The organism is Brevibacillus halotolerans (assembly GCF_026891775.1).
Taxonomy (GTDB): domain Bacteria; phylum Bacillota; class Bacilli; order Brevibacillales; family Brevibacillaceae; genus Brevibacillus_B; species Brevibacillus_B halotolerans.
Map to the genome: position 1 here is coordinate 109,149 of NZ_JAPTNK010000006.1, position 20,359 is coordinate 129,507.

Annotated in this window: 22 protein-coding genes; 5 read left to right on the forward strand and 17 right to left on the reverse strand. The window is 42.0% G+C overall.

What is annotated here, in order from left to right:
- Positions 1–30: 30 nt before the first annotated feature.
- From O0550_RS10350 to O0550_RS10370, 5 genes are all read right to left on the reverse strand, one after another.
- Positions 31–1,056: an LLM class flavin-dependent oxidoreductase gene (locus O0550_RS10350; protein ID WP_258426247.1), complete on the reverse strand. Its 1,026-nt coding sequence runs from the start codon at positions 1,054–1,056 to the stop codon at positions 31–33.
- A 119-nt stretch (positions 1,057–1,175) separates the two neighbouring features.
- Positions 1,176–1,481 (reverse strand): ArsR/SmtB family transcription factor, encoded by a 306-nt coding sequence (locus tag O0550_RS10355; RefSeq protein ID WP_003337371.1) that lies wholly within the window; start codon positions 1,479–1,481, stop codon positions 1,176–1,178.
- Between the two features lie 61 nt (positions 1,482–1,542).
- The gene (gene yfcE, locus O0550_RS10360) at positions 1,543–2,088 is read right to left on the reverse strand and encodes a phosphodiesterase (RefSeq protein ID WP_003337370.1); all 546 of its coding nucleotides are present in this window, start codon (positions 2,086–2,088) and stop codon (positions 1,543–1,545) included.
- Between the two features lie 52 nt (positions 2,089–2,140).
- On the reverse strand, positions 2,141–2,977 hold the full coding sequence (locus O0550_RS10365; protein WP_258426248.1) for a protein phosphatase 2C domain-containing protein: 837 nt from the start codon (positions 2,975–2,977) through the stop codon (positions 2,141–2,143).
- Positions 2,978–3,126: 149 nt separating this feature from the next.
- Entirely contained in the window at positions 3,127–4,356 is a 1,230-nt protein-coding gene (locus O0550_RS10370; protein ID WP_258426249.1) for a D-alanyl-D-alanine carboxypeptidase family protein, read from the reverse strand.
- 185 nt (positions 4,357–4,541) lie between these two features.
- Between O0550_RS10370 and O0550_RS10375 the strand changes: the two genes are divergently transcribed.
- Positions 4,542–5,921, forward strand: a complete 1,380-nt coding sequence (locus O0550_RS10375) for a class II fumarate hydratase (RefSeq protein WP_258426250.1) — start codon at positions 4,542–4,544, stop codon at positions 5,919–5,921.
- Between the two features lie 108 nt (positions 5,922–6,029).
- Here the strand turns inward: O0550_RS10375 and O0550_RS10380 are convergent, their stop codons facing one another.
- The 9 genes from O0550_RS10380 to O0550_RS10420 form a co-directional block, all read right to left on the reverse strand.
- On the reverse strand, positions 6,030–6,863 hold the full coding sequence (locus O0550_RS10380; RefSeq protein WP_003337365.1) for a GTP pyrophosphokinase: 834 nt from the start codon (positions 6,861–6,863) through the stop codon (positions 6,030–6,032).
- A gap of 140 nt (positions 6,864–7,003) precedes the next feature.
- A complete protein-coding gene (cbiB, locus tag O0550_RS10385; RefSeq protein ID WP_258426251.1) occupies positions 7,004–7,990 on the reverse strand; it encodes an adenosylcobinamide-phosphate synthase CbiB in 987 nt (328 codons plus the stop codon).
- Between the two features lie 2 nt (positions 7,991–7,992).
- Positions 7,993–8,688, reverse strand: a complete 696-nt coding sequence (locus tag O0550_RS10390; protein ID WP_003337363.1) for an adenosylcobinamide amidohydrolase — start codon at positions 8,686–8,688, stop codon at positions 7,993–7,995.
- Positions 8,676–9,314: a histidine phosphatase family protein gene (locus tag O0550_RS10395; protein ID WP_068793378.1), complete on the reverse strand. Its 639-nt coding sequence runs from the start codon at positions 9,312–9,314 to the stop codon at positions 8,676–8,678. Before O0550_RS10395 ends, O0550_RS10390 begins: the two co-directional genes overlap by 13 nt.
- Positions 9,308–10,078, reverse strand: coding sequence for an adenosylcobinamide-GDP ribazoletransferase (gene cobS, locus O0550_RS10400; RefSeq protein ID WP_003337361.1), 771 nt, complete (start codon positions 10,076–10,078; stop codon positions 9,308–9,310). The genes O0550_RS10395 and cobS overlap by 7 nt, the downstream gene beginning before the upstream one ends.
- Positions 10,075–10,671: a bifunctional adenosylcobinamide kinase/adenosylcobinamide-phosphate guanylyltransferase gene (gene cobU, locus O0550_RS10405; protein WP_096885466.1), complete on the reverse strand. Its 597-nt coding sequence runs from the start codon at positions 10,669–10,671 to the stop codon at positions 10,075–10,077. The genes cobS and cobU overlap by 4 nt, the downstream gene beginning before the upstream one ends.
- A 16-nt stretch (positions 10,672–10,687) precedes the next feature.
- Positions 10,688–11,791 (reverse strand): threonine-phosphate decarboxylase CobD, encoded by a 1,104-nt coding sequence (cobD, locus tag O0550_RS10410; RefSeq protein ID WP_258426252.1) that lies wholly within the window; start codon positions 11,789–11,791, stop codon positions 10,688–10,690.
- Positions 11,792–11,850: 59 nt separating this feature from the next.
- A complete protein-coding gene (gene cobT / locus O0550_RS10415) occupies positions 11,851–12,915 on the reverse strand; it encodes a nicotinate-nucleotide--dimethylbenzimidazole phosphoribosyltransferase (protein ID WP_003342155.1) in 1,065 nt (354 codons plus the stop codon).
- Positions 12,916–13,048: 133 nt separating this feature from the next.
- Positions 13,049–13,327, reverse strand: coding sequence for a hypothetical protein (locus tag O0550_RS10420; RefSeq protein ID WP_003337357.1), 279 nt, complete (start codon positions 13,325–13,327; stop codon positions 13,049–13,051).
- A gap of 237 nt (positions 13,328–13,564) precedes the next feature.
- On the opposite strand from O0550_RS10420, the gene O0550_RS10425 reads away from it, so the two are divergent.
- A complete protein-coding gene (locus O0550_RS10425) occupies positions 13,565–14,551 on the forward strand; it encodes a hypothetical protein (protein WP_258426253.1) in 987 nt (328 codons plus the stop codon).
- Between the two features lie 41 nt (positions 14,552–14,592).
- On the forward strand, positions 14,593–15,261 hold the full coding sequence (locus O0550_RS10430; protein WP_258426254.1) for a DUF2642 domain-containing protein: 669 nt from the start codon (positions 14,593–14,595) through the stop codon (positions 15,259–15,261).
- A 103-nt stretch (positions 15,262–15,364) separates the two neighbouring features.
- On the opposite strand, the gene O0550_RS10435 is transcribed toward O0550_RS10430, so the two are convergent.
- Positions 15,365–15,562, reverse strand: coding sequence for an alpha/beta-type small acid-soluble spore protein (locus O0550_RS10435; protein ID WP_003337354.1), 198 nt, complete (start codon positions 15,560–15,562; stop codon positions 15,365–15,367).
- A 264-nt stretch (positions 15,563–15,826) separates the two neighbouring features.
- Here O0550_RS10435 and O0550_RS10440 point away from each other — a divergent pair, with 264 nt between their 5' ends.
- Positions 15,827–16,699, forward strand: a complete 873-nt coding sequence (locus O0550_RS10440; RefSeq protein ID WP_003337352.1) for a 5'-3' exonuclease — start codon at positions 15,827–15,829, stop codon at positions 16,697–16,699.
- Positions 16,700–16,790: 91 nt separating this feature from the next.
- On the opposite strand, the gene O0550_RS10445 is transcribed toward O0550_RS10440, so the two are convergent.
- Together O0550_RS10445 and O0550_RS10450 are read right to left on the reverse strand one after the other, a co-directional pair.
- Positions 16,791–18,518 carry a hypothetical protein gene (locus O0550_RS10445; protein WP_258426255.1) on the reverse strand — a complete coding sequence of 576 codons (1,728 nt, stop codon included), beginning with the start codon at positions 18,516–18,518 and terminating at the stop codon, positions 16,791–16,793.
- Between the two features lie 15 nt (positions 18,519–18,533).
- Positions 18,534–19,838: an AAA family ATPase gene (locus tag O0550_RS10450; RefSeq protein WP_181748515.1), complete on the reverse strand. Its 1,305-nt coding sequence runs from the start codon at positions 19,836–19,838 to the stop codon at positions 18,534–18,536.
- Between the two features lie 141 nt (positions 19,839–19,979).
- Between O0550_RS10450 and O0550_RS10455 the strand changes: the two genes are divergently transcribed.
- Complete coding sequence (locus tag O0550_RS10455) at positions 19,980–20,183, forward strand: hypothetical protein (RefSeq protein ID WP_003342165.1); 204 nt, start codon at positions 19,980–19,982, stop codon at positions 20,181–20,183.
- Positions 20,184–20,359: the final 176 nt, after the last annotated feature.

Below are 20,359 nucleotides of genomic sequence, written 5' to 3' on the forward strand. Positions count from 1 at the left end.
GTTTTTTTTTGCATATATTTGAATGTTTTTTTAGCGGTATGGGTTACCCGTATCGGCTTCAGCAACAGCCTGCTGTAATAAAGCATAGGATCGTTTACGGGCATTTATATCATAAATAGGGGAAACGGCCATCAATTCTTCAATCGGATATCGCTCTTGTAGCGCTCTGATTTTGAGGGCAATGGTTTTTACAGATCCGATTAGAATAGAATGCTTCATCGCTTCTAACTCAGTTAATTCATTTGCTGTATATGGATAGGTGCTTACCGTCTTTGGACTAGCAAGCGGTTGCAACCGCCCTCGATACAATAAATGCGTAAGATGTAACGCGCTTAACGCGAGTTCATTCGCCTCCTCATCCGTATCCGCCACAATAATTTTCATGGCAGCAAGTACTTTCGGTTGCATAAGACGTGGTGATGCAGTAAACGTACGTAGATAATGGCTGATAGCCTGATCCATCGCCCCTGGCTGGGAATTGATAAAATGTGCAAATGCATATGGTAATCCCAATTGTCCAGCTACAATTCCACTATTGTCACTAGATCCAAGCATCCAGATTTCAGGCTTATGCGATGGGACTGGGGTAGCTTTCAAACCTGGAAAAGGCTGCTTTTCACTCCATTTGTCATCAATATAGCTAGTCAGATGCTGGACTTGCTCTGGAAAGGTATCAATATCGCGCGCCTGTAAATCCTGTAGGGCTCTAGTTGAAAGCGGCATTCCCCCTGGCGCACGGCCAATTCCTACGTCAATACGACCTGGAGCCAAAGCACTTAAAACATTAAAATTTTCCGCCACTTTATATGCACTGTAATGAGGAAGCATTACACCCCCCGACCCGACACGGATTCTTTTTGTTTTTGCCGCTAAATAAGCGATAAGAACTTCTGGTGAAGAACCAGCCAGTGCTTCGGAATGATGATGCTCAGACACCCAATACCTGTGATACCCAATTTCATCTACGTACTGCGCTAGCTCAGTCGTTTGCTCCAAAGCTAGCTCTGGGGTTCCACCCTCTATTACATACGATTGATCCAGTAGACTAATTTTCATGGGTCTCTCCTTTTGCAAATAACTTCATGTGAAATCGCGACAGTAATCTAAATCGGTATATCGGAAATTTTCGATATTGGCTTAAAAAAAGAAAAATGAAACGGTGTTCCACTCTTCTTTTACAACTCCTCTCGGAAGTATGTAGCCAGCTTATGCAGCATTTCCTCATTTCTGCGGTAGTACGTCCATTGGCCAAAGCGTCTAGCCTCTAATAACCCCGCCCGTTGCATAATCGCTAGGTATTGTGACGTGGTTGATTGAGAAAGACCTGCTTTTTCTTGAATTTGTCCTACACAGATTCCCCCTGGAAAATTCTCGTAATTACAGGAAGATGGCGGAAAGTGCAGCTCTGGCTCCTTTAGCCAATGTAACATTTGCAATCTGGTTTCATTTGATAAAGCTTTAAAAATCATAACATAATCCATACCGTTGATTATATCGATATTTTCCGATATGTCAATAGTAGTATTCATTTTCAAATCAGTGCTAGATAAGTGAAGTCTCCATATACACTTCTCCATTCAACCTCTTAATCCAGAACTGATCCCCCTCAATCACTCCATATGTATGCGGATGATTCTCTTTAGGAATAGCTACAGAACCAGGATTTAGTATAAACAGATCTCCTTTTTTCTTGGCCACCGGGATATGTGTGTGACCATGAATTAACACATCTCCAGCCGATAATGCTGGATGATGATCCTCATGATAAATATGTCCATGTGTCACAAAAATACGCCGTTTATCCATAACTATTGTATGAGAATCACTCATAATCGGGAAATGAAGAAGCATTTGATCTACTTCCGAATCACAATTTCCACGTACAGCTACAATGCTGTCAGCATACCTATTTAGCAGATTGGCTACTTCTGACGGATTGTATCCATCTGGCAAAGCATTGCGTGGTCCATGATACATCACATCTCCTACTAGGATGATATGGGTTGCTTGCTCACGTTCAAATGCTTCTAGGGCTGCTTTCGCATAGGTCAAAGAACCGTGGATGTCTGAGAGAAAAAATAACTTCATGCTGATTACCACCTTTTCATTTGGTTCATTCCCCTATTATACCAATCTTCGCTTATAGTGTAAGAATAATACCCGTTTTGTCATCAGACGTTTTAAATCTTGGGTATTTCACACATTCTGGATCGCTTTCTTCTAGCTTTGTTAAGGCTTTTGCATAATTTTCGAGTCCCATCTCTATCATTTTATGAACCATCCTTGACCAATCCTGCTTTTCCTGATTGGCTAATGGCCAAAACAATCCGTCTGTAATAATGACCACATACTTTACTCCCGCACGATTTATTCTGCCATATTCCACATATTCTATGGCTTGTTTCTCTCCGTTTAGTACGCCGTAACCATGTGGTTCATTTTGCAATTCACGATTTTGAATCATCAAATCTCGAATGAATAGGCTTAATTCCGTGCGAGATAGTAAACCATTCTCAATACCCTCGCACCATTTTTGTAAGGTGCGCTCTTCTACAACTTCCACTTGTGGACGAGTTAATATACGTACATTGTCATTTTCATATACAGCAAAAATCATGCAATCTCCCGTCTGAGCATAAGATATACCGTTCTTCTCGATTGTCACGATTCCAACTGCGGCTCCCCAAAGATTCTGTTTGGAAGAAAGATCAATTCCAGCCTCCTGCATATGTAGGCGTATGAGCAAATTAGCAGTCGATATGTGCTCTTGTAACGGAATAAGACGATGTATCTGTGTAAAATAACGAGCAATGGTTGTTGAAGCCAAGTATCCGCCGGTCTGTTTACGATCATTCATGAAACCATGTAATGAAGTAACACCATCAACCACACCAAATAGAGGGAGGGTTGGATGAACAATCAACGCATCTTCGTTTAAAAAGCCGATACCCTTGCTAGTAAACGTTTCTATTCTCATTATAGTACCCTCCTACATTCTTCAATGTATCTGTTTATATTTTAAATAATCATACTTATTTTTCTATTATAACTTTTTTCTACAAAAAAAGAACAACCGGCATGTCCGGTTGTTCTGTCGCATCTATTGCTCATAGAGCTTGCTTATTTTTAGTTCGCTCGTTTTCTCAGCACCACATTATTCGTACGCCTCGTACGTCGTTTCGCGCGTAATAAACGAATGAAGAAAAGGATGAAAAACAAGTTAAGTAACGCCCAGAATACGACAACGCCATAAAGAGCAATTGGATTATGAGTAGGAGCCTGCTCACCAGCCTCTGTAGTAGACACTGCTGTCGGGAGTACTTCAGGTTGCAGATGTAGCCTTCTCTCTTCTCCATTGGATAAAGTCAATACAAGGTCCCCGTTGCTAAGTAGCTTTTGTTCGTATGTAGTCTGTTTGGGAACCGTGATGAATAAATCCTTATCCGTATAAAAGTTTGCTGCTTTCTCTGTATCATTCTGGGGTTGATACACCAGATACTGTCCTGCATTTACGATCTTTTTCGATTCATAATTTGCAAAGCCAAAATCGAGCATTTTGTGGACATCCTGATAGCTAACCACATTAGATGGTGCCTTCATGGTAACGGCGATCAGTTCTGTATCACCGCGTTTAGCTGTAACCACCAAAGTATTTCGTGCTTGGTCCGTGAAGCCATTTTTTAAACCTGTCGTTCCCTCATAGGTAGTTAGCATTTTATTATGATTGACCAGCACGGTATCCCATTCTTTTTGGTGCCATTCAAAACGTTTTGTACCGGCAATTTCACGTAAGAAGGGATTCTTCATAGCATACTGCGCAATCTTAGCCATGTCAGCAGCAGTTGTGTAGTGATTCTCATCATGCAACCCATGTGGATTTGTAAAATGAGTATGTTTCACTCCCACTTTTTCTTTTAAATAGACATTCACTTTTTCAGCAAATGCTTCTGTGGAACCAGCCATATGTTCGGCAATCACAATGGCAGCATCATTACCTGAATTTAAAATCAACCCAAAGAGTAAATTCCGCATGGATACTTGTTCACCCTCTGCTAGATAGACCCGGGAACCTTCTACCGTTCTCGCCTTATTAGAAACGGTCGCTATATCATTACTATTTCCGTTCTCAATAGCATAAATAGCGGTGGCGATTTTGGTAATACTAGCAGGAAATAAATACTGCTGGGGATTTTTCTCAAATAGCACGGTTCCTGACGAGCCATCCATGAGAATAGCACCTTCCCCTTTTATTTCTTCAAGCGGCAGGGCTGGTGGCTGCGCAGCGTAACTTGGCTGAATTCCAAACGTAATTAGAGAAATACCGATTGCCAAGAACGTTTTCATCCATTTTTTCATGCTTGTAAAATCCTTTCTACGAACAAGTTACCTCACCACTCTATCAAATGGAAAAGGCATTGAACAAGTACAATTTTGGACATTCTATCGATAAAATGCTGGGGAAAATGGGTAAAAATGTTGTATTGACGGCATTTCTGGCTTTTCATTATTAACATAATTTTTTTATGGAAAGGGTGTTACAAATGGATGAACGCATCAGCAAAGACACATTAGGTGAGGTATATATCCCACGATCTGTATATTACGATGCGCAAACCACACGCGCTACCCATAACTTCCCCATTAGCGGCCTTCGTTTACCACGAGCCTTTATTAAAGCACAAGGAATCATCAAGGCCTCTGCGGCTGTTGCAAATAAAGAGGTGGGAAATTTACCCGAACATATTTCTAGCGCTATTGTAACAGCCGCAGAAGAAGTGATTGATGGCAAATGGGACGATCAATTTGTAGTAGATGTCTATCAAGCTGGTGCCGGTACCTCTCAAAATATGAATGCTAATGAGGTTATCGCAAACCGCGCGATTGAAATATTAGGCGGTCAAAAAGGAGACTTCACACTTGTCCATCCTAACGATCATGTGAATATGGCACAATCAACGAATGACACGATACATGTCGCCATCAATATTAGTGCTGTCGAGATGATAAAAAAAGAATTGCTGCCATCTCTTCAGCGACTTCATTACGCTCTAAAACAGAAGGCCAGACAATTCGATCCCATTATCAAATCAGGACGAACCCATTTACAGGATGCTGTTCCCATTCGACTCGGGCAGGAATTTGGTGGCTATGCAGCAGCACTCGTAACGGCTGAAAAAAGTATTCGACATGCTCTGTTGGAGCTATACGTGATTGGTATCGGAGGAAATGCGGTAGGTACCGGGATTAACGCTCATCCTGAGTACGCTGATCGAACATTACGCGAGATTGTGCTTCGAACAGACCTACCGTTTAAAAAGCCGCGTGATCGGTTCGCTTTTATGCAAAACACCTTAGGAGCCATTCAAGCAAGCCATGCTGTTAAGGAGCTCGCGATTCATCTATTAAAAATCTCTAGCGACTTACGCTTACTTGGCTCAGGGCCACGCACTGGACTTGGCGAGCTGATCCTGCCTGCTGTTCAGCCTGGATCATCTATTATGCCAGGCAAAGTAAATCCTGTGATGGCTGAGATGATGTATATGGTTTGTGCCCAAGTAATTGGTAACGATGCCACAATCACAGCCGCTACGATGGGTGCTCAATTGGAGATTAATGTGATGATGCCAGTTATTGCATATAATCTGTTACATTCCATTCAAATTTTGACGAACGCAATGGAAGTATTCCGTGCAAAATGTATAGAGGGGCTACAAGCTAATGCAGAGCGTTGTCAGTACTATGTTGAGCATAGTACGGCGCTTGCAACATCCCTTAATCCTGTAATTGGCTATGAAAAAGCCGCCAAAATCGCCAAGACTGCTTATCAAGAGAATAAAACGGTCAGAGAAATCGTTGCGAGAGATACCGAATTGACAATAAGCGAAATCAATGAGTTATTAAATCCTGAACGGCTCGTCTAACCCAAACCTAACCAGTAGGCTTATCGACAAACATTAATCTAAGCTTTATTGATAGTAAAATAGCCTCGTCACGTAGACTGAGGCTATTTTTTGTTATACCTACATCTGTTATTTTCCAAACCGTTTACTTAACAGTTCATTGATCATACGGAATTTTGGATTATCCAGAAAAGCTTCTTCATACCCAATAAAGTGTTCCTTGTATAACGCTTCAGCTGATTCAAAATCTTGTTTGACATAAAGTGAGAAGATTTCTTCCAATTTTTCTTCCATATCAGTGTCAAGCTCTGGCGGGGTCATAATTTCCTGACGTAAACTGTTCATCAGCTCATCTAACTGGTTAGTGACAGTTGAAGCAATATGCAGTTGCTCTAATACGTCGGAAGGAATATTTCCGTCATATTTATAGCGTAATTCATGCTCATTTGTTGCCCAAAAGTTCATGCCCAACGTCCGGATTTGTACCTCACAAGGCAAGATTTTCTTTTCACTGCCATGATACACCGTATAATCACCAATCATATGAATACTACGATAGCCAGATTCTTTCGGATTGGTAATATAGTCTTTAACGTCATGTACCACAAAATCTTCCCGTTCCATCAACAGATTCTGCACTTCCCGCACATCATCAATATAGCGACAAACGACACGGATACCAGCGATGTCGGTAATTTCCTCACACAATCTTTTTTCCCAATCATCTTGGGCAAAATCAATGCCTCTAAGAAGGGCTTTTCGTATTAGACTATCTGTTTTCTTGACTCGCCCAACTACAAATTCAATTGGAGAGTAGCGTCCGCCTTTTAGAAAACCATATTTTATTCCTTTTACCTTTAGCTTTAATTCGTCAACAACCTGCTCATACGGATTTAAAATAGTGACGAGTCGGTTTAATACTTTTTTGGGTATGCGAGCTTTTATGTTTTTAATTTCGCTCATAGGTTAAGAACCCCCATCAATCTCGGATGACACGATAGTCTAGCATTTCTTTTATAGTATTTCGACGTAGCAGCAAGAAATCCTGCCGTTTTCGTGTCGAAATCCTGCAAACTCCAACCTTATTCGGACCGATCCTTCTTTTAGTATAAGAGCAAGCCTCTTAAAATGAAAGCGCATAAGGCATAGCAAAAAGTGGTTGCATACAGAATCTGAATGGTTTGTTTAATATGTTTTGCCTGAAGCTCCACCTTTGGTGTCCCCATAAGTGCACGGTGAGAAACAACCCCTTGATAGGTATTGGTTCCGCCTAATTGAATGTGTAGGGCACCGGCAACAGCCGCTTCACTCCAGCCACTATTTGGACTTGGGTGCTTGCTTGCATCACGAATTCCTGTTTTCCAGGCGTCTTTCCAATCCTTTCCCAGTAAGAACGCTGCTAGGATTAAAAAGATAAAGGTGATCCGAGCGGGAATATAGTTACAGATATCATCTAGCCGCGCGGAAGCCCAGCCAAGGTGTAAGTATTTCTCATTTTTATAGCCTACCATTGAATCTAGCGTATTAACCGCCCTATATGCCATAGCGAGCGGGGCCCCACCTAGCATGGCAAAAAATAAGGGGGAGGTTACTGCATCCACAATGTTTTCCGCTACTGTTTCCACAGTGCCACGTGAAATTTCTTTCTCATCCAACTGCTCTGTATCACGCCCTACTACCATGGACAATTGAAATCGAGCTTCTCCTAGATCGCCCTTCTGTAAAGCCGCATAAATCTTTTGCCCAGCCTGGGCCAGTCCTTTCGTAGCAATTGTGGTAGCAATCAACACAACCTCGGCGATATAAGACAGCCACGGATGAATGCTAGCGAGTCCCTTTAGCAAATAATAGGGAACTAAAAAAGCCAAGCCAACGACTACCACTGGAAACAAAAGACCCAGCAATCGACCTGAGAGAAAGGCCGAACGCCCGCGGTTGACAAGGGAATGATATACCGGTCGAATACGACGATCCAACCAGCTTATCACTTTTCCCATGCCAATCACGGGGTGTGGAATCCAACGTGGATCACCAATAACGAGATCTAATAGATAGGCACATAACAAGCTAGTTCCTAGCATTATTTCCATAATTATTCTGCACTCCTACGCTCTTTTCGATTTAGCTCATGGGTAAGCGCCATGCGAGTTGCATCCCTTACTGCACAAGCGATTGCATGGCCCAAGTTCGTAGCAGTTCCAGCATAGGGATGGACGGACTGATAATGTGATTGGTCACATGTAGCCGCTACTACAATAGCATCTGTGGTGGTTCCTGTCGCACCCCTGCCCTCTCCATCGCTAATTCCCATTTCTGCCAATGCAATCGTTTTGGCCTCTGTTGCTGTAATAACAGCATTTACAAGAGCCCCGTCTGTCAAATTCCCATCAATGAATACGACAGTATTAATCGTACCTGCTGCATAGGCATTGTAGCGCTGTTCTACGGTACCTGCTCTAGCTGCATTGCCGACACCGGTGGTCACAATTGCACAAAGTTCAAATTCGTCTCCCTTTAATGTAGAGACTCCTACATCCTCCACACAAGCTGCTGTCAACAATCCAATAGTTTGTTCAGGTATGGCTTGATTTTGCAATACAAACCTTCTAATATCCTCTTCGGGATTATCTGATAAGTAGCTCTTTCCCACATACTGGTTTAGGACCCACTTCGCCTCGCTAATTCCACCACCAAACACAGCACTAGAGCAGGCACGAAAGCCTTTCGGATAGTGAATAAGCACCCGTTTCTCGTTTACATCCAAATACCAATCTTTTATAAATTGCATGTTTCCCACTCTCCGTCTTCTCGACAACACGTAACCAGAAATTGCCCATGTCCAATGGACGAATCAAAATAACGACCTGGATCATTTTCTAATAAAAGAGCAGAAACCAAGCGCAGCATTCCACCATGAGTAACCACCAATAAAATTGGTTCTTTCTGAAGCCTCTCTTCAGTACCACTCGAATAACATTTTGTCTGGGTACAGTAAGGGCTGATTTCTTTATTTACGAATTGCTCTAGCCGCTTTTGTAATTCGAGTAATTTCTCCCCGCCAGGAGGGGCAACATTCCACGGGTTATCATAAAATTGATAAATTCTCTCCCGATCCATTCGCTCGATCTCCTGGTACGTCAACCCTTCCCATTCACCAAAAAACACCTCGCGTAAGTCACTACTGGTTCGGACCGGAAGCGTTGGATGAAATTCTGCCACGATCGCCGCTGTTTCCTTTGCTCTCATTAAATCACTTGAAAAAATAGCTGTGAGCGGTTGATTCGCTAAGAATTTTGCGACCTGCTGCGCCTGTGACACTCCTTTGTTCGATAAAGGTGCATCATAGTGTCCAATATATTGTTTTGCCAGATTTTCAGCCGTTACAGCATGACGTAACCAAATAACTTTTACCATCCGACAAAACCTCCGTGATACAGGTAGCTGACCGCCCCAAGAAGCAATACCATTTCAATGCATTCAATTTGTGCCCCATAGGTATCGCCCGTTAAGCCGCCCAGCTGTTTGACAATCATTCGGTTAAACAGATAGTGCGTGACCACCGTGAGTACGAAAAAAATGATCGCTAATTGGTATCCAACTAAAACGATAGCGACAAGACATGAGATAACGATTGAAATGATAATGTGCTTCATACACACATGCTCTCTAAATCCAGACGCCAATCCCTTTCCTTTATGCAAATAAGGCCAAAAATAAACGCATCCAAGCAAAGAAACACGAGCTGCAAATGGAATGATGATCAATAAGTAAATAAGTGACAGCAAAGGTACGCTAGTTGTGATCCAGTATAGAGACACCACCTTTACTGCCAATAAAAGAACACAAGCAAGGACTCCCATCGCTCCTACTCGGCTGTCTTTCATGATTTCTAGCATCCGTTCACGTGAACGAGCAGAACCGAGCCCATCTGCGGTATCCATCCAACCATCTAAATGCAAACCGCCAGTGATATAGACCCAAGAAGCTATCACTACAAGTGAAAGGAGAATATCAGGAAAAAGCCACTGCGTAATTCCTGCGATTCCCGCTAAAAAAATTCCTATTACCATTCCTACATAAGGATAATACTTTACGCTTTGATACCAATCCTGCTCTGTCGCTTGAAAGCGTACCGGAATGCGCGTAAGAAAGGTTAAGGCGCTCCAAAACGCATTCATTTGTCACTCGCCTCGCTCCCCTTGATCTTCATCGGGATACCAGCCACTACTAGATATACTTCATCAGCATATTGTGCTACGATCTGATTCGCAAAACCAGTAATATCCTGAAATGCCCTGCCTAATTTAGATAATGCTACCCCACCTAATCCCACTTCATCACTTACCACTATCCATGTCCGATCTAAGGAGCGCATAGCAGATACACAAGAGATGACTTGTTGTTGACAAGCTTGCCGGATGGCAGACTTACTTAGTTGATCTTCAGGCATCTGCATTAATATGTTCGCAATCCATCCTGAGAATGTGTCCAATAGAACAATCGATGACTCTGAAGCTGCTTCATGCGTATCGGCTTCAGCCATGGTCTGGATCGCCGACTCTAATTCATACGGCTCTTCCACCGTCTCCCAATTATTCACTCTTCGTTCCCTGTGCAAATGAATCCGATTCTGCATCTCTTCATCCCAAGCTTGCCCTGTTGCAAGATACACGAGGGTTCCTCCATGCTCCTGCTTCTGTTGTTGGGCCAGCCTTTCAGCAAAAGCACTTTTCCCCGATCGAACGCCACCTGTAATAAGAATGATCCTCATGATACCTTCGCTCCTTTTATCTCCTAGTTGACAGGATTTGTAGGGATTCACGGAACACGCTTACCATTCGTTCATTCTCTTCCTGTGTTTTTATCGCAAGTCGTATATATCCTTCACCTAAACCTGGATACATACTACAATTTCGAATTAAGATGCCTCTTTTCGCCATCTCTTCCTGAAGAAGATGAGATGGAGTAGAGTCTATATGAACTAATAAGTAATTGGTTTCGCTCCTAAAAGTTGTAACCCCCTGTAGTGCTTCAAGAGATTTTAGCAAGCTCTCTCTTTGCGCAGCAACATATTCCTGTGTTCGCAGTACGTAATCATGCTGCTGAAGTAAGAATTCACCTGCCACTTGGGCCAAATGGTTCACACTCCACGAGATTTGTTTAGCTTTTAGACATTCGATCACTTGCTCTTGCCCAATGACGTAACCGAGTCGCAGCCCTGCAATCGCGTACATTTTAGTCATAGAGCGAAATAGAAGCACATGGGGAAGCTTGTGTAAGTCAGTTACTAAAGAATGCTCCTCAGTATGATCTACAAAATCCAGAAATGCTTCGTCCACACAAAGGTAGGTATTGTGTTGTTCACAAGCAACAGCCACCTTTTGTAATTCGTTACGTGGTAAAAAATTCCCCGTTGGATTGTTAGGATGTCCAATAAACAGCATATCCACCTGTTGCACAAAGCCGCATAGCTCCTCAACATCAGGTAAAAACTGCTGTTCTTTCGTTGTAAATAACATGCGAATCTCACAGTCAGCTTGCTTGGCAATCGCTTCATATTCCGAGAAAGAGGGACAAATAATCCCTACAATCCGTGGCTTGAGAGCAGAAACCGCCAAGTGCAAGCACTCAGCAGCTCCATTCCCTACCAAAATATTTTCCGGTTGTATATGAGATCCAATCGAACTTGCTAACGCTTTGCGAAGATTACGGCATGTAGGATCAGGATATCGAAGGACCTGTGGTAGCGCTTGATTCAATATTGAAAAAAGCTGCTCAGGAGGTCCAAATGGATTAATATTTGAACTATAATCAAGAATACGATCCGCCTCTAGCCCAAAGGATTCTGCAGCCGTCCATATGTCGCCACCATGTCCAAAACGCTCTATCATAATCATGCTCCTCTTCTTTAATGCCTCACCTAATCTCAGTTGAACGATCTTTAGATCAATTACTCTGGATCAGGTAGACCTAAATCAGAGTAGGTAGCCATTTCTTGCAGTACACGACAAGCAGAATCCATCATTGGCATAAATAATGTAGCTCCAGTTCCTTCCCCTAAACGCATATTTAAGTGAAGAGATGGACGAATTCCTAAGTCTTCCAGAATATATTGATGGGCAGGTTCCACTGATAAATGAGTGGCCATAAGATAAGGAATAATTGCTGGTTGAAGACGTGCAGCTACCAATGCCGCCGCAGAAGCAATCACCCCATCTAATAGTACAGGAATGCGAGAAAGAGCAGCACCAAGCGTTACCCCAGCCATCCCGGCAATCTCTAAGCCACCTACCTTAGCAAGTACATCCAACGCATCGTCTGCCTGAGGCTTATTTACCTCAATACCGCGTTGAATTGCTTCACGTTTGATTAAAAGAGATTTGTCATTTATACCCGAACCTCGTCCTACCAGACCTTCTTCCAGCGGACGGCCTAATAATACACTGGTAATCGCCGCGCTAGGCGTTGTATTTCCGATTCCCATCTCACCAAGAGCGATGACATTACTACCCTTTTTCGCCAGCTCCTGCGCTGTTTCAATTCCAACCAAGATCGCCTGTGCAGCTTCTTCTCTACTCATTGCTGGGCCTTTAGCAAAGTTGTTTGTTCCTGCTTTCACTTTCTTATTGATTACATTCTCAGGTACTTCGAGTGCTTTAGAGCCAATGTCAACTACTGTTACCTCGGCACCCACTTGTCTAGCTAACACATTTACTGCTGCTCCAGCATTGATGAAGTTAACCATCATAAGTTGAGTTACTTCTTGAGGGAATGCGCTTACACCCTCGTCCACAATACCATGATCACCACACATGACCACGACATCCTTGCGCCCGATACGCGGTTTAGCTTGTCCTGTAATACCTGCTAACTGAACAACTATATCTTCTAAAACACCTAGACTTCCAACAGGTTTAGTCAAACGTTTTAGTTCTTTTTTTGCTTGTTCGGCTGCTACCAGATCTATGGCTGGTATCGTATGTATTACTCCAGATAATTTATCGCTAAAGCTCATGTCAAATTCCTCCTCAGATGTCTAGGTCGATTGCCCGTTTAGAATAAATATCTTACTTTTCTAGTATAGCAGAATAAAAGAAAAAAGGGTTGGCTTCCTCACCACCACCCCACAAAATCCACAAATTATTCACTTATATTTTTTTGTTATCTGAAATAACGTCTAAAATACTTTGCAAACTGGTCAGCTTCTCATTTACTTTACGTGTCTTTTCGGAAATACTTTGTAAATTAACAAGGGATGCGAGAGAGGTTCGCTGTTGTCTCTTTTTTTCTTTTTCCCATTGCTCTAAATATTTATCCATCGTCGCAGGATTGCTTAACACTCTGGCAACACGTGTTGGCTGTTGCTTTAGCCACGCTTCAAATTCAGGATAATCACGCAAAATTCGTTTCGCGGTACTTTTTTTCACTGACTATTTCCCCTCTCCTGTGCATGATTGAAAAGCACATGATTTCTCTACTAACATATGACTAGTCCGCTCTTGCCGTTTGTGTGAATAACCAGTGCAACAAGAAAGGGCTAAAATCTAGGGCAAATGTGGAATTATTCCAGAAAAGGGCTCTTGTTTACAGCAAGAATGTCAGGGGATACATATACATGCATTGTAAATATCCTGATTGGTCAAATGAAAGGGGCTATGTATAACATGTTCGATATCACCACTTTACAGTCTCTGGTCGGCAAGACTGTGCGCCTCTATAGAGGTAGAGCTGAAACAATACGTGGAATCCTACTGGCTACCAAATCAAACTACCTCGTTCAATTAACAGAAGATAGCCAAGTCTTGTATTATTATTTGCCGCCGCTCACTAGTATTGAAGAGGATTTTCGAAACCCGCCTTTTGAAATTAAAAAAGGAATCCCTCAGGAGGTTATCGAAGCTGAATCATACGAACAGCTATTAAAATCGCTAGTTAATAAAAGAGTACGAATTAATCGAACTGGGAAAGATTCATACACGGGAATACTTCGTTTCGCTGGCACTGACTATGTAGCCCTGCAAACCGAAAAAGGGACATTAGTATATTATCAGCTAAGTGAAATCAAGTGCATTGGTATTCAAGGCAAAACACATGGGCGTTCTCAAAAGGATGGAACTCATTCCAAAATTAGAACGAAAAGCCCTTTATATCAACTTCATGATGCACCTAATTTCTCCGCTTTATTAGACAAATTACGAAATACATTCGTTCACGTTCATTTCACTAGTTATGAACCCATCTCAGGAATTTTGACCGAAGCTGATCAAAATCAAATTGCCTTAGTCCATAATAAAGAACTCGTCTGGATTTCAAAAGCAACTATTGCTAGTTTAACAACAACAACATCATCTTCATCATCTTCATCATCTTCATCATCATCTTCATCTTCATCTGACACTGTCTCCCCTGCTAATCAGAATGCTAGACATGTAGGTAATCGAGAAGTTTTCTGTCTGCGTGTTAAAAAACGCGATAGACAGAAACAAAAGTACTTCTCCACACCGCCTGCAGTAAGAATTCATCCAAAAAAGAAGCCCTCAAAGCATCAAATTTCGTTAAAAACACCATATCCTTTCAATCAAAGAGGAAATTCGCTCCAATCGGTTACCATAAAATTGCCAGGTATGTCTTATCCAAAATGGAACAGATAGATGTTACTTTCCCGTTCTCCTAGGAAAGGAGGAAGCTCTACTTGGAACCCATCTCTCCTTTTTTAAATCAGTTTGTTGAAGTAACATTACCTGAGAATAATAACGTTGTAGGCCAAGTGATGGATCAGGGGATTGATATCCTCGTTCTATATGAAGGTACACGTTACATCTATGTACCCTGGATTCATGTAAAATCAATCAAACAGATAAGCTCCAATCTAGTCAATCCTTTTGAGCTACAAGAAAGTCCAATTCTTTTAAATAAAGAAGCTTTATCTTATCGGAATATTCTGAACAAAGCAAAGGGCTTGTTTCTAGAAATTAATGTAACAGGTTCACACTCTTTGCACGGATATGTGACGACTATACTAAACAATTATCTAGTGTTCTATTCCCCGGTCTTTAAGACTATGTTTATTTCCCTCCATCATGTAAAATGGCTGATCCCCTATAGCCGAAGCTTTACCCCCTTCTCTCTTAGTAATCATCATCTACAGATTAAAGCATCTCAAATTCCACTTTCTCGTTCTTTTGAAGAACAGATGAAACGGCTGGAAGGAGAACTTATTATCCTTGATACAGGTGATGATCCTCACAAGATTGGAATAGTTAGCCGTTTAGACAACAATTTGTTAGAACTTATCAATATGACGGGTGATCGAACCAATTGGAATGTACAGCATATTAAAACGATTCATCTTTCTTCCTAACATCTCTGCAAAAAGTAAAGGAGGATCGGTGCTTAAAGCAACCGACCCTCCTTTTCGTATGAGGGGGTTTCATCCCTCATCATCCACGTATGCTGTTGTTTAATTAGCGAGCTAGTTGTTGCTCAGCGAAAGAAACAAGGCGCTTCGTGATTTCTCCACCAACAGATCCGTTTTGGCGAGAAGTAGTGTCTGGTCCCAATTGTACGCCGAATTCAGTAGCGATTTCGTATTTCAATTGGTCAAGAGCTTGGTTAGCTTGAGGAACTAAAAGGTTGTTGCTAGAATTGTTGTTAGCTGCCATAACCTTTCATCTCCATTCTATTTGGATTTTTGCTGAGGCTAATGTTGCCTTCAGCATTCAACCGATCCACTTTGGATAGGCTCAATGCTGACGGCTACGCTATTTCTTTACTGTTTATGGAGGTGTATCTATATGATGTATCATTTCATTTTTTTCATTCCTGCTTTTTTTTACTATTTTCTAGAAATCAGCCAATCCCCGCCTTTCATGCTATAATAGCGAAACAGAGACAGTTGGCGTTTATTATGGGAGGAGTTATTTGCTTTGAAGAATAAAATTTTACTATTGGATGGCATGAGCTTTCTTTTCCGTGCATTTTATGCCTCCTCATGGACAGGCAGTATTCGTCAAACCAAAAGCGGATTGTACACGAATGCTGTCTATGGTTTTACCAAAATGATGCTTGATTATGCAGATCTCATTCAACCAACTCATCTGATCGTTGCTTGGGATGTTGCTTCACGCGAGTCCTTATTGCGTAGTCAATGGTACGATGGTTATAAATCGAATCGAGTCGAACCACCTGCCGAGTTAATTCCTCAGTTCTCGCTGGTGAAGGAGGTTACCCAGGCTTTCTCTATACCTAATGTAGGCTTGTCAGGTTATGAAGGGGACGATATCTTAGGTACGTTATCCAAACGATTTGCTGAAGAAGGTCATGAAGTAATCATATGCTCGGGTGACTATGACAGCCTACAGCTTGTCTGTGATCAGGTACATGTTAAAATTTTGAAAAACGGCGGGAAACATGAGCATTACTGCCCGCAGTCCTTACTCGAACAAAAAGGTATTACATCTGCTCAGGTTATTGATGTAAAAGCCCTGCAAGGAGATACCTCTGATTGTATCCCCGGTTGTCCTGGCATTGGGGAAAAAACAGCAGTGAAATTAATAACAGAGCATGGTACCCTAGATAATCTGTATGCTAATGTAGATTCGCTAACACCTAAAATGCGAGCCAAATTGACAGAGAATAAAGAACAGGTATATCTAAGTCAAAAATTAGCAACCATTCTATCTGATGCTCCTGTGGAGTTAATGTTAGAGGAAGCAAGCTGGGAATATGATCCAGTATTGGTTTTAGAAAAAATGAATGAATTAGAATTTAGTAAAACGATGCTTGCGCGGATTGGATAAGAAAAAAGAGCTGTGGAACCTAATCGGTCTACAGCTCTTTTCGATATATAGTTTTTTATTTTGGACATACTAATGAAACTGTAGCACTCCGCTATGGAGCAAACACATCGAGGAAGAGTCCGCTGTTCTGTGAGTCATTGGTTTCCCATGAGGTAGCAAAGCGTACCTGATGGGAAATCCCAATCAGGTCATAGGTCTGAATGAGATGCTGTCGTGCCGTTCCCATGATTAAGGAATGCAATTTAACCTGCTTATCCACAGCCATCTGGCCCAATAATTGACGCACCGGCGGAGATATTTCTCCAATCCCATCAGTTATCATAACGAAATCAGCAGCTTCGAACTTGGAATTCTCATACAATATCTGTATGCCCCGCTTTATTGGTTCATCGAAATTAGTGCCTCCACCAAAAGCCTGCTGAGCTAGCTCATAAAACCCCATCCAATCCGGCTTTTTGTAATACAAGGGTCGTTCAATAACCTCGCCCTTTGTGCCAAATAGCATAAGCATAAAATCACGTTTTTCCAATAAAGAGATAGCTGCAAAGGTCATAACAAAAATTTGGGCTAACCGAAGCTTTGCACCTCGCATAGAATGAGAACTGTCCAACATGCAAATTACAGGTCCACTAGGAGGCTCATCGCGCCAGCCTATCGTGTCGTATGTTAGTAATTTTTGTTCCAACGCCTTAACCATAAAATAGGTTTCTAAATCAGGATCAGCAAGTAACAATGCTTCACTCGCCAATAAATGAGACAAATCTCCACTCTGCCTTAAATCATCATATTCTTCCGGCATACGTCGTTCTTTACGCTTTTTTTTACGCATAGAAAATTCGTGAACATTACGTCCCACTTCCTGCAAAAAGTGTAGTAGGTCTGGATGCTTGGAAAGCTGCTCCACCCATTTTAAATACTTTTCATATGTTTCCCTTCTGAGTTTCCCCAGATCACTTCCCCACCGTCGATTCGAGAAACGTTGACTCGCCTCTACCAAGGCAAATAAATATGAGGTATCCTGCTCTTCTGTCTGTAATGACTTCTTTAAAGATTGCTGTAACCAGTCACCCAATTCCTGTTCTAGATGCTGTATTGCCGACTTTTCTTGCTTTATGAGACGCTCTACCTGCTTTTGTCTCTGCATCAATTCTGCTTCCAGCTTTTTTACCTTCTGCAACAGCTTGGGACGCTTTATATAATTCGTTTTCATCTCTTCTTGCATCTCTATGATTCGACTGCGCAGTAATTGCACCTCTTCTTCTGCCAGCGGACGAGCAGATTGAGATTCTTCCTTATCCTCTACCATTTGCTTCCCCTGCTGTAAGGTGTAGCCTACCAACCGTAATTGCTCCTGCTGTTTTTGGGTCAAGCGTTCTAGTAGCTGATCCGTTTGCTCAGGATCACTCGATTGCTGGTCAACACTTTCCCCTTGCTGTGATTGGTCTGAAACACCTAGTATCTTGTCCATTTTTTTACGCCGCTGTACCTCTTCTTCAAAGCTAGAGACTAGCCACATAAGTGCCTTACTCGCCGTTTTAAAGGAGGCGCTCTCGCTAGCTATGGTTCTTGGATGAATACTTTGGTAAAAATGCTGACGCAACAAAGAACGAACCATCCAACGATGAAAAGGAACAGCATCACTAACTTCATTTACCTCTGGCTGCTTCAAATAAAAAGCTAAGAAGAAATCAAACAACAGTGCCTCACTAAACCATGGCGATTTACGCATCGTTTCCTCGACCCATTCCTTTGCAATACGAGAAGAACGAAAATAAGCATCAAACACAAAGCGATCTACACGCTGATGTCGTACAAACATCTCCCGTCACCACCATTACAAGGTATAGTCGTACTCGACTCCGGGAAGTTCTCGGTCAAACAGCGTGCGATACAAGCCCTGTAGGATTTGCAAATGTCGTTCTCCCTCCAGACGCAGGTGCGCGAACTTCACCGTATAAGACTCCACATGTAATAGCATGAAATTTTTCTCCAAAAGATAACTAGGCAAGTCCGCCTCCTGCTTAAGCCAGTCCGTCAGCTTTTGCTGTAGATGACGTCCTGTTTCTTCCAGTTCTATCCGGCACTGCTCCAGCATTCTTTTTGCTTGCTCTGAAGCTTCCTTATTCATTTTGGAGCCAATTTCCTTTTTAAATTGGAAAGCATGAAGCTCATCCTCTTTTTCCATCCATTTGCTTGAAATCTGTTCATAATAGCGCAAGGGAAGCTCCTTCTCTAGCTCTACCTTCAAGGATTCCATAAATCTCTCTTGGTACAGCTCAGTCAGTACTGGTAAATCCTCAGGTACATCCCAAAGCATATGTGGAGTAAACACCGTATCCCAGAGAGAAACCTCATCCCGTCCATTCAATACAGCGGAGGTTTGCCATACTAGTGCAATTTTACGCAAACGACGATCAGAAATAACGAATTCTTTATCTTCCATCTGCTGCTTTAATCTGTATAAGAAGTAAACAAGTGATTCCGGTATATGCACCTTAGCAGCCGCCTCTTGTACATCTTTTACTTCGTACATGTTAAATAAGGTAGGAAGAGCTTCAAAATCAAGCTGAAACATCTTCTCATAACTGGAGGCAAGCCTCAAATAGCCAACTTCATACCGAATAAGAAACCGATCATATAACGCCGCTAATTGCTCCTGATCGTCAGGCAGCTCGTTAGAGGCCGCCATCACAAACAATAATGGTACTTCCTCCTTCTCTTGACCATTAAAGAATACGCGTTCATTCAAGATAGATAACAAGGCGTTTAAGATAGCGCTGTTTGCCTTAAAAATTTCATCCAAAAATGCAAATTGTGCCGTTGGTAAGTATCCTTTTGTTTTGCGCACATATTGATCCTGCTTTAATTGCTGTATGGAAATGGGACCGAATAATTCATCAGGTGTGCTAAAGCGTGTTAATAAATATTCAAACCAATGATTGGTACCAAATAATTGTGAGAAAGCACGAGCTAGCTGTGATTTTGCAGTTCCTGGCGGGCCTACTAACAGAGCATTCTCACCGCTCATGACCGCTAAAAACAGCAGACGAATCAATTCCTCCCGCTCTAAAAAACGCCCTTCCAATTGCGTAATAGCGCTTTGTATACCACGTTGCATAGCTTTCGTATTTGGCTTCATACATCTGCTGCTCCTCTCTGAAACAAACCTGCTTCCATGATGACATAAGGAAGAAAAAAAAGAAAGTTGAGCACTGATTAAAACCGCTGGTAGTAAGGTGACAATAAGGATACAACACATAAATTGGAAGGTGATTGCAACATGCCCCACGTGCATTTAAGCGAAGAAGAATATCAGGTCATGATGGATCGAATTTACAAAATTATTTCTCGTACAGAAGAATTGGATCACGTGACCCATCATCTTATCTTTGAAGTATGGAGAATTCTCCATTTCGGAAAAGTGGACAGCCGCTCTCCCATGCAAGCTTTACCAAAAGCTGAGTCCAAAAGCAATTCGTATTAACACAAAAAAGCTCGGTACTCCAAGAGGAAGCACGAGCTTTTTTTCATGAAATAATTCACATATCCTGACTGCCTAATGATTTACTTCAGCAAAGCTTCAATAAATAAAACAGGTGCTTGGTGAGCCAAGATTGTACAAACAATGGATGCAGTCATCTCATTCTCAAACGGCTCTAT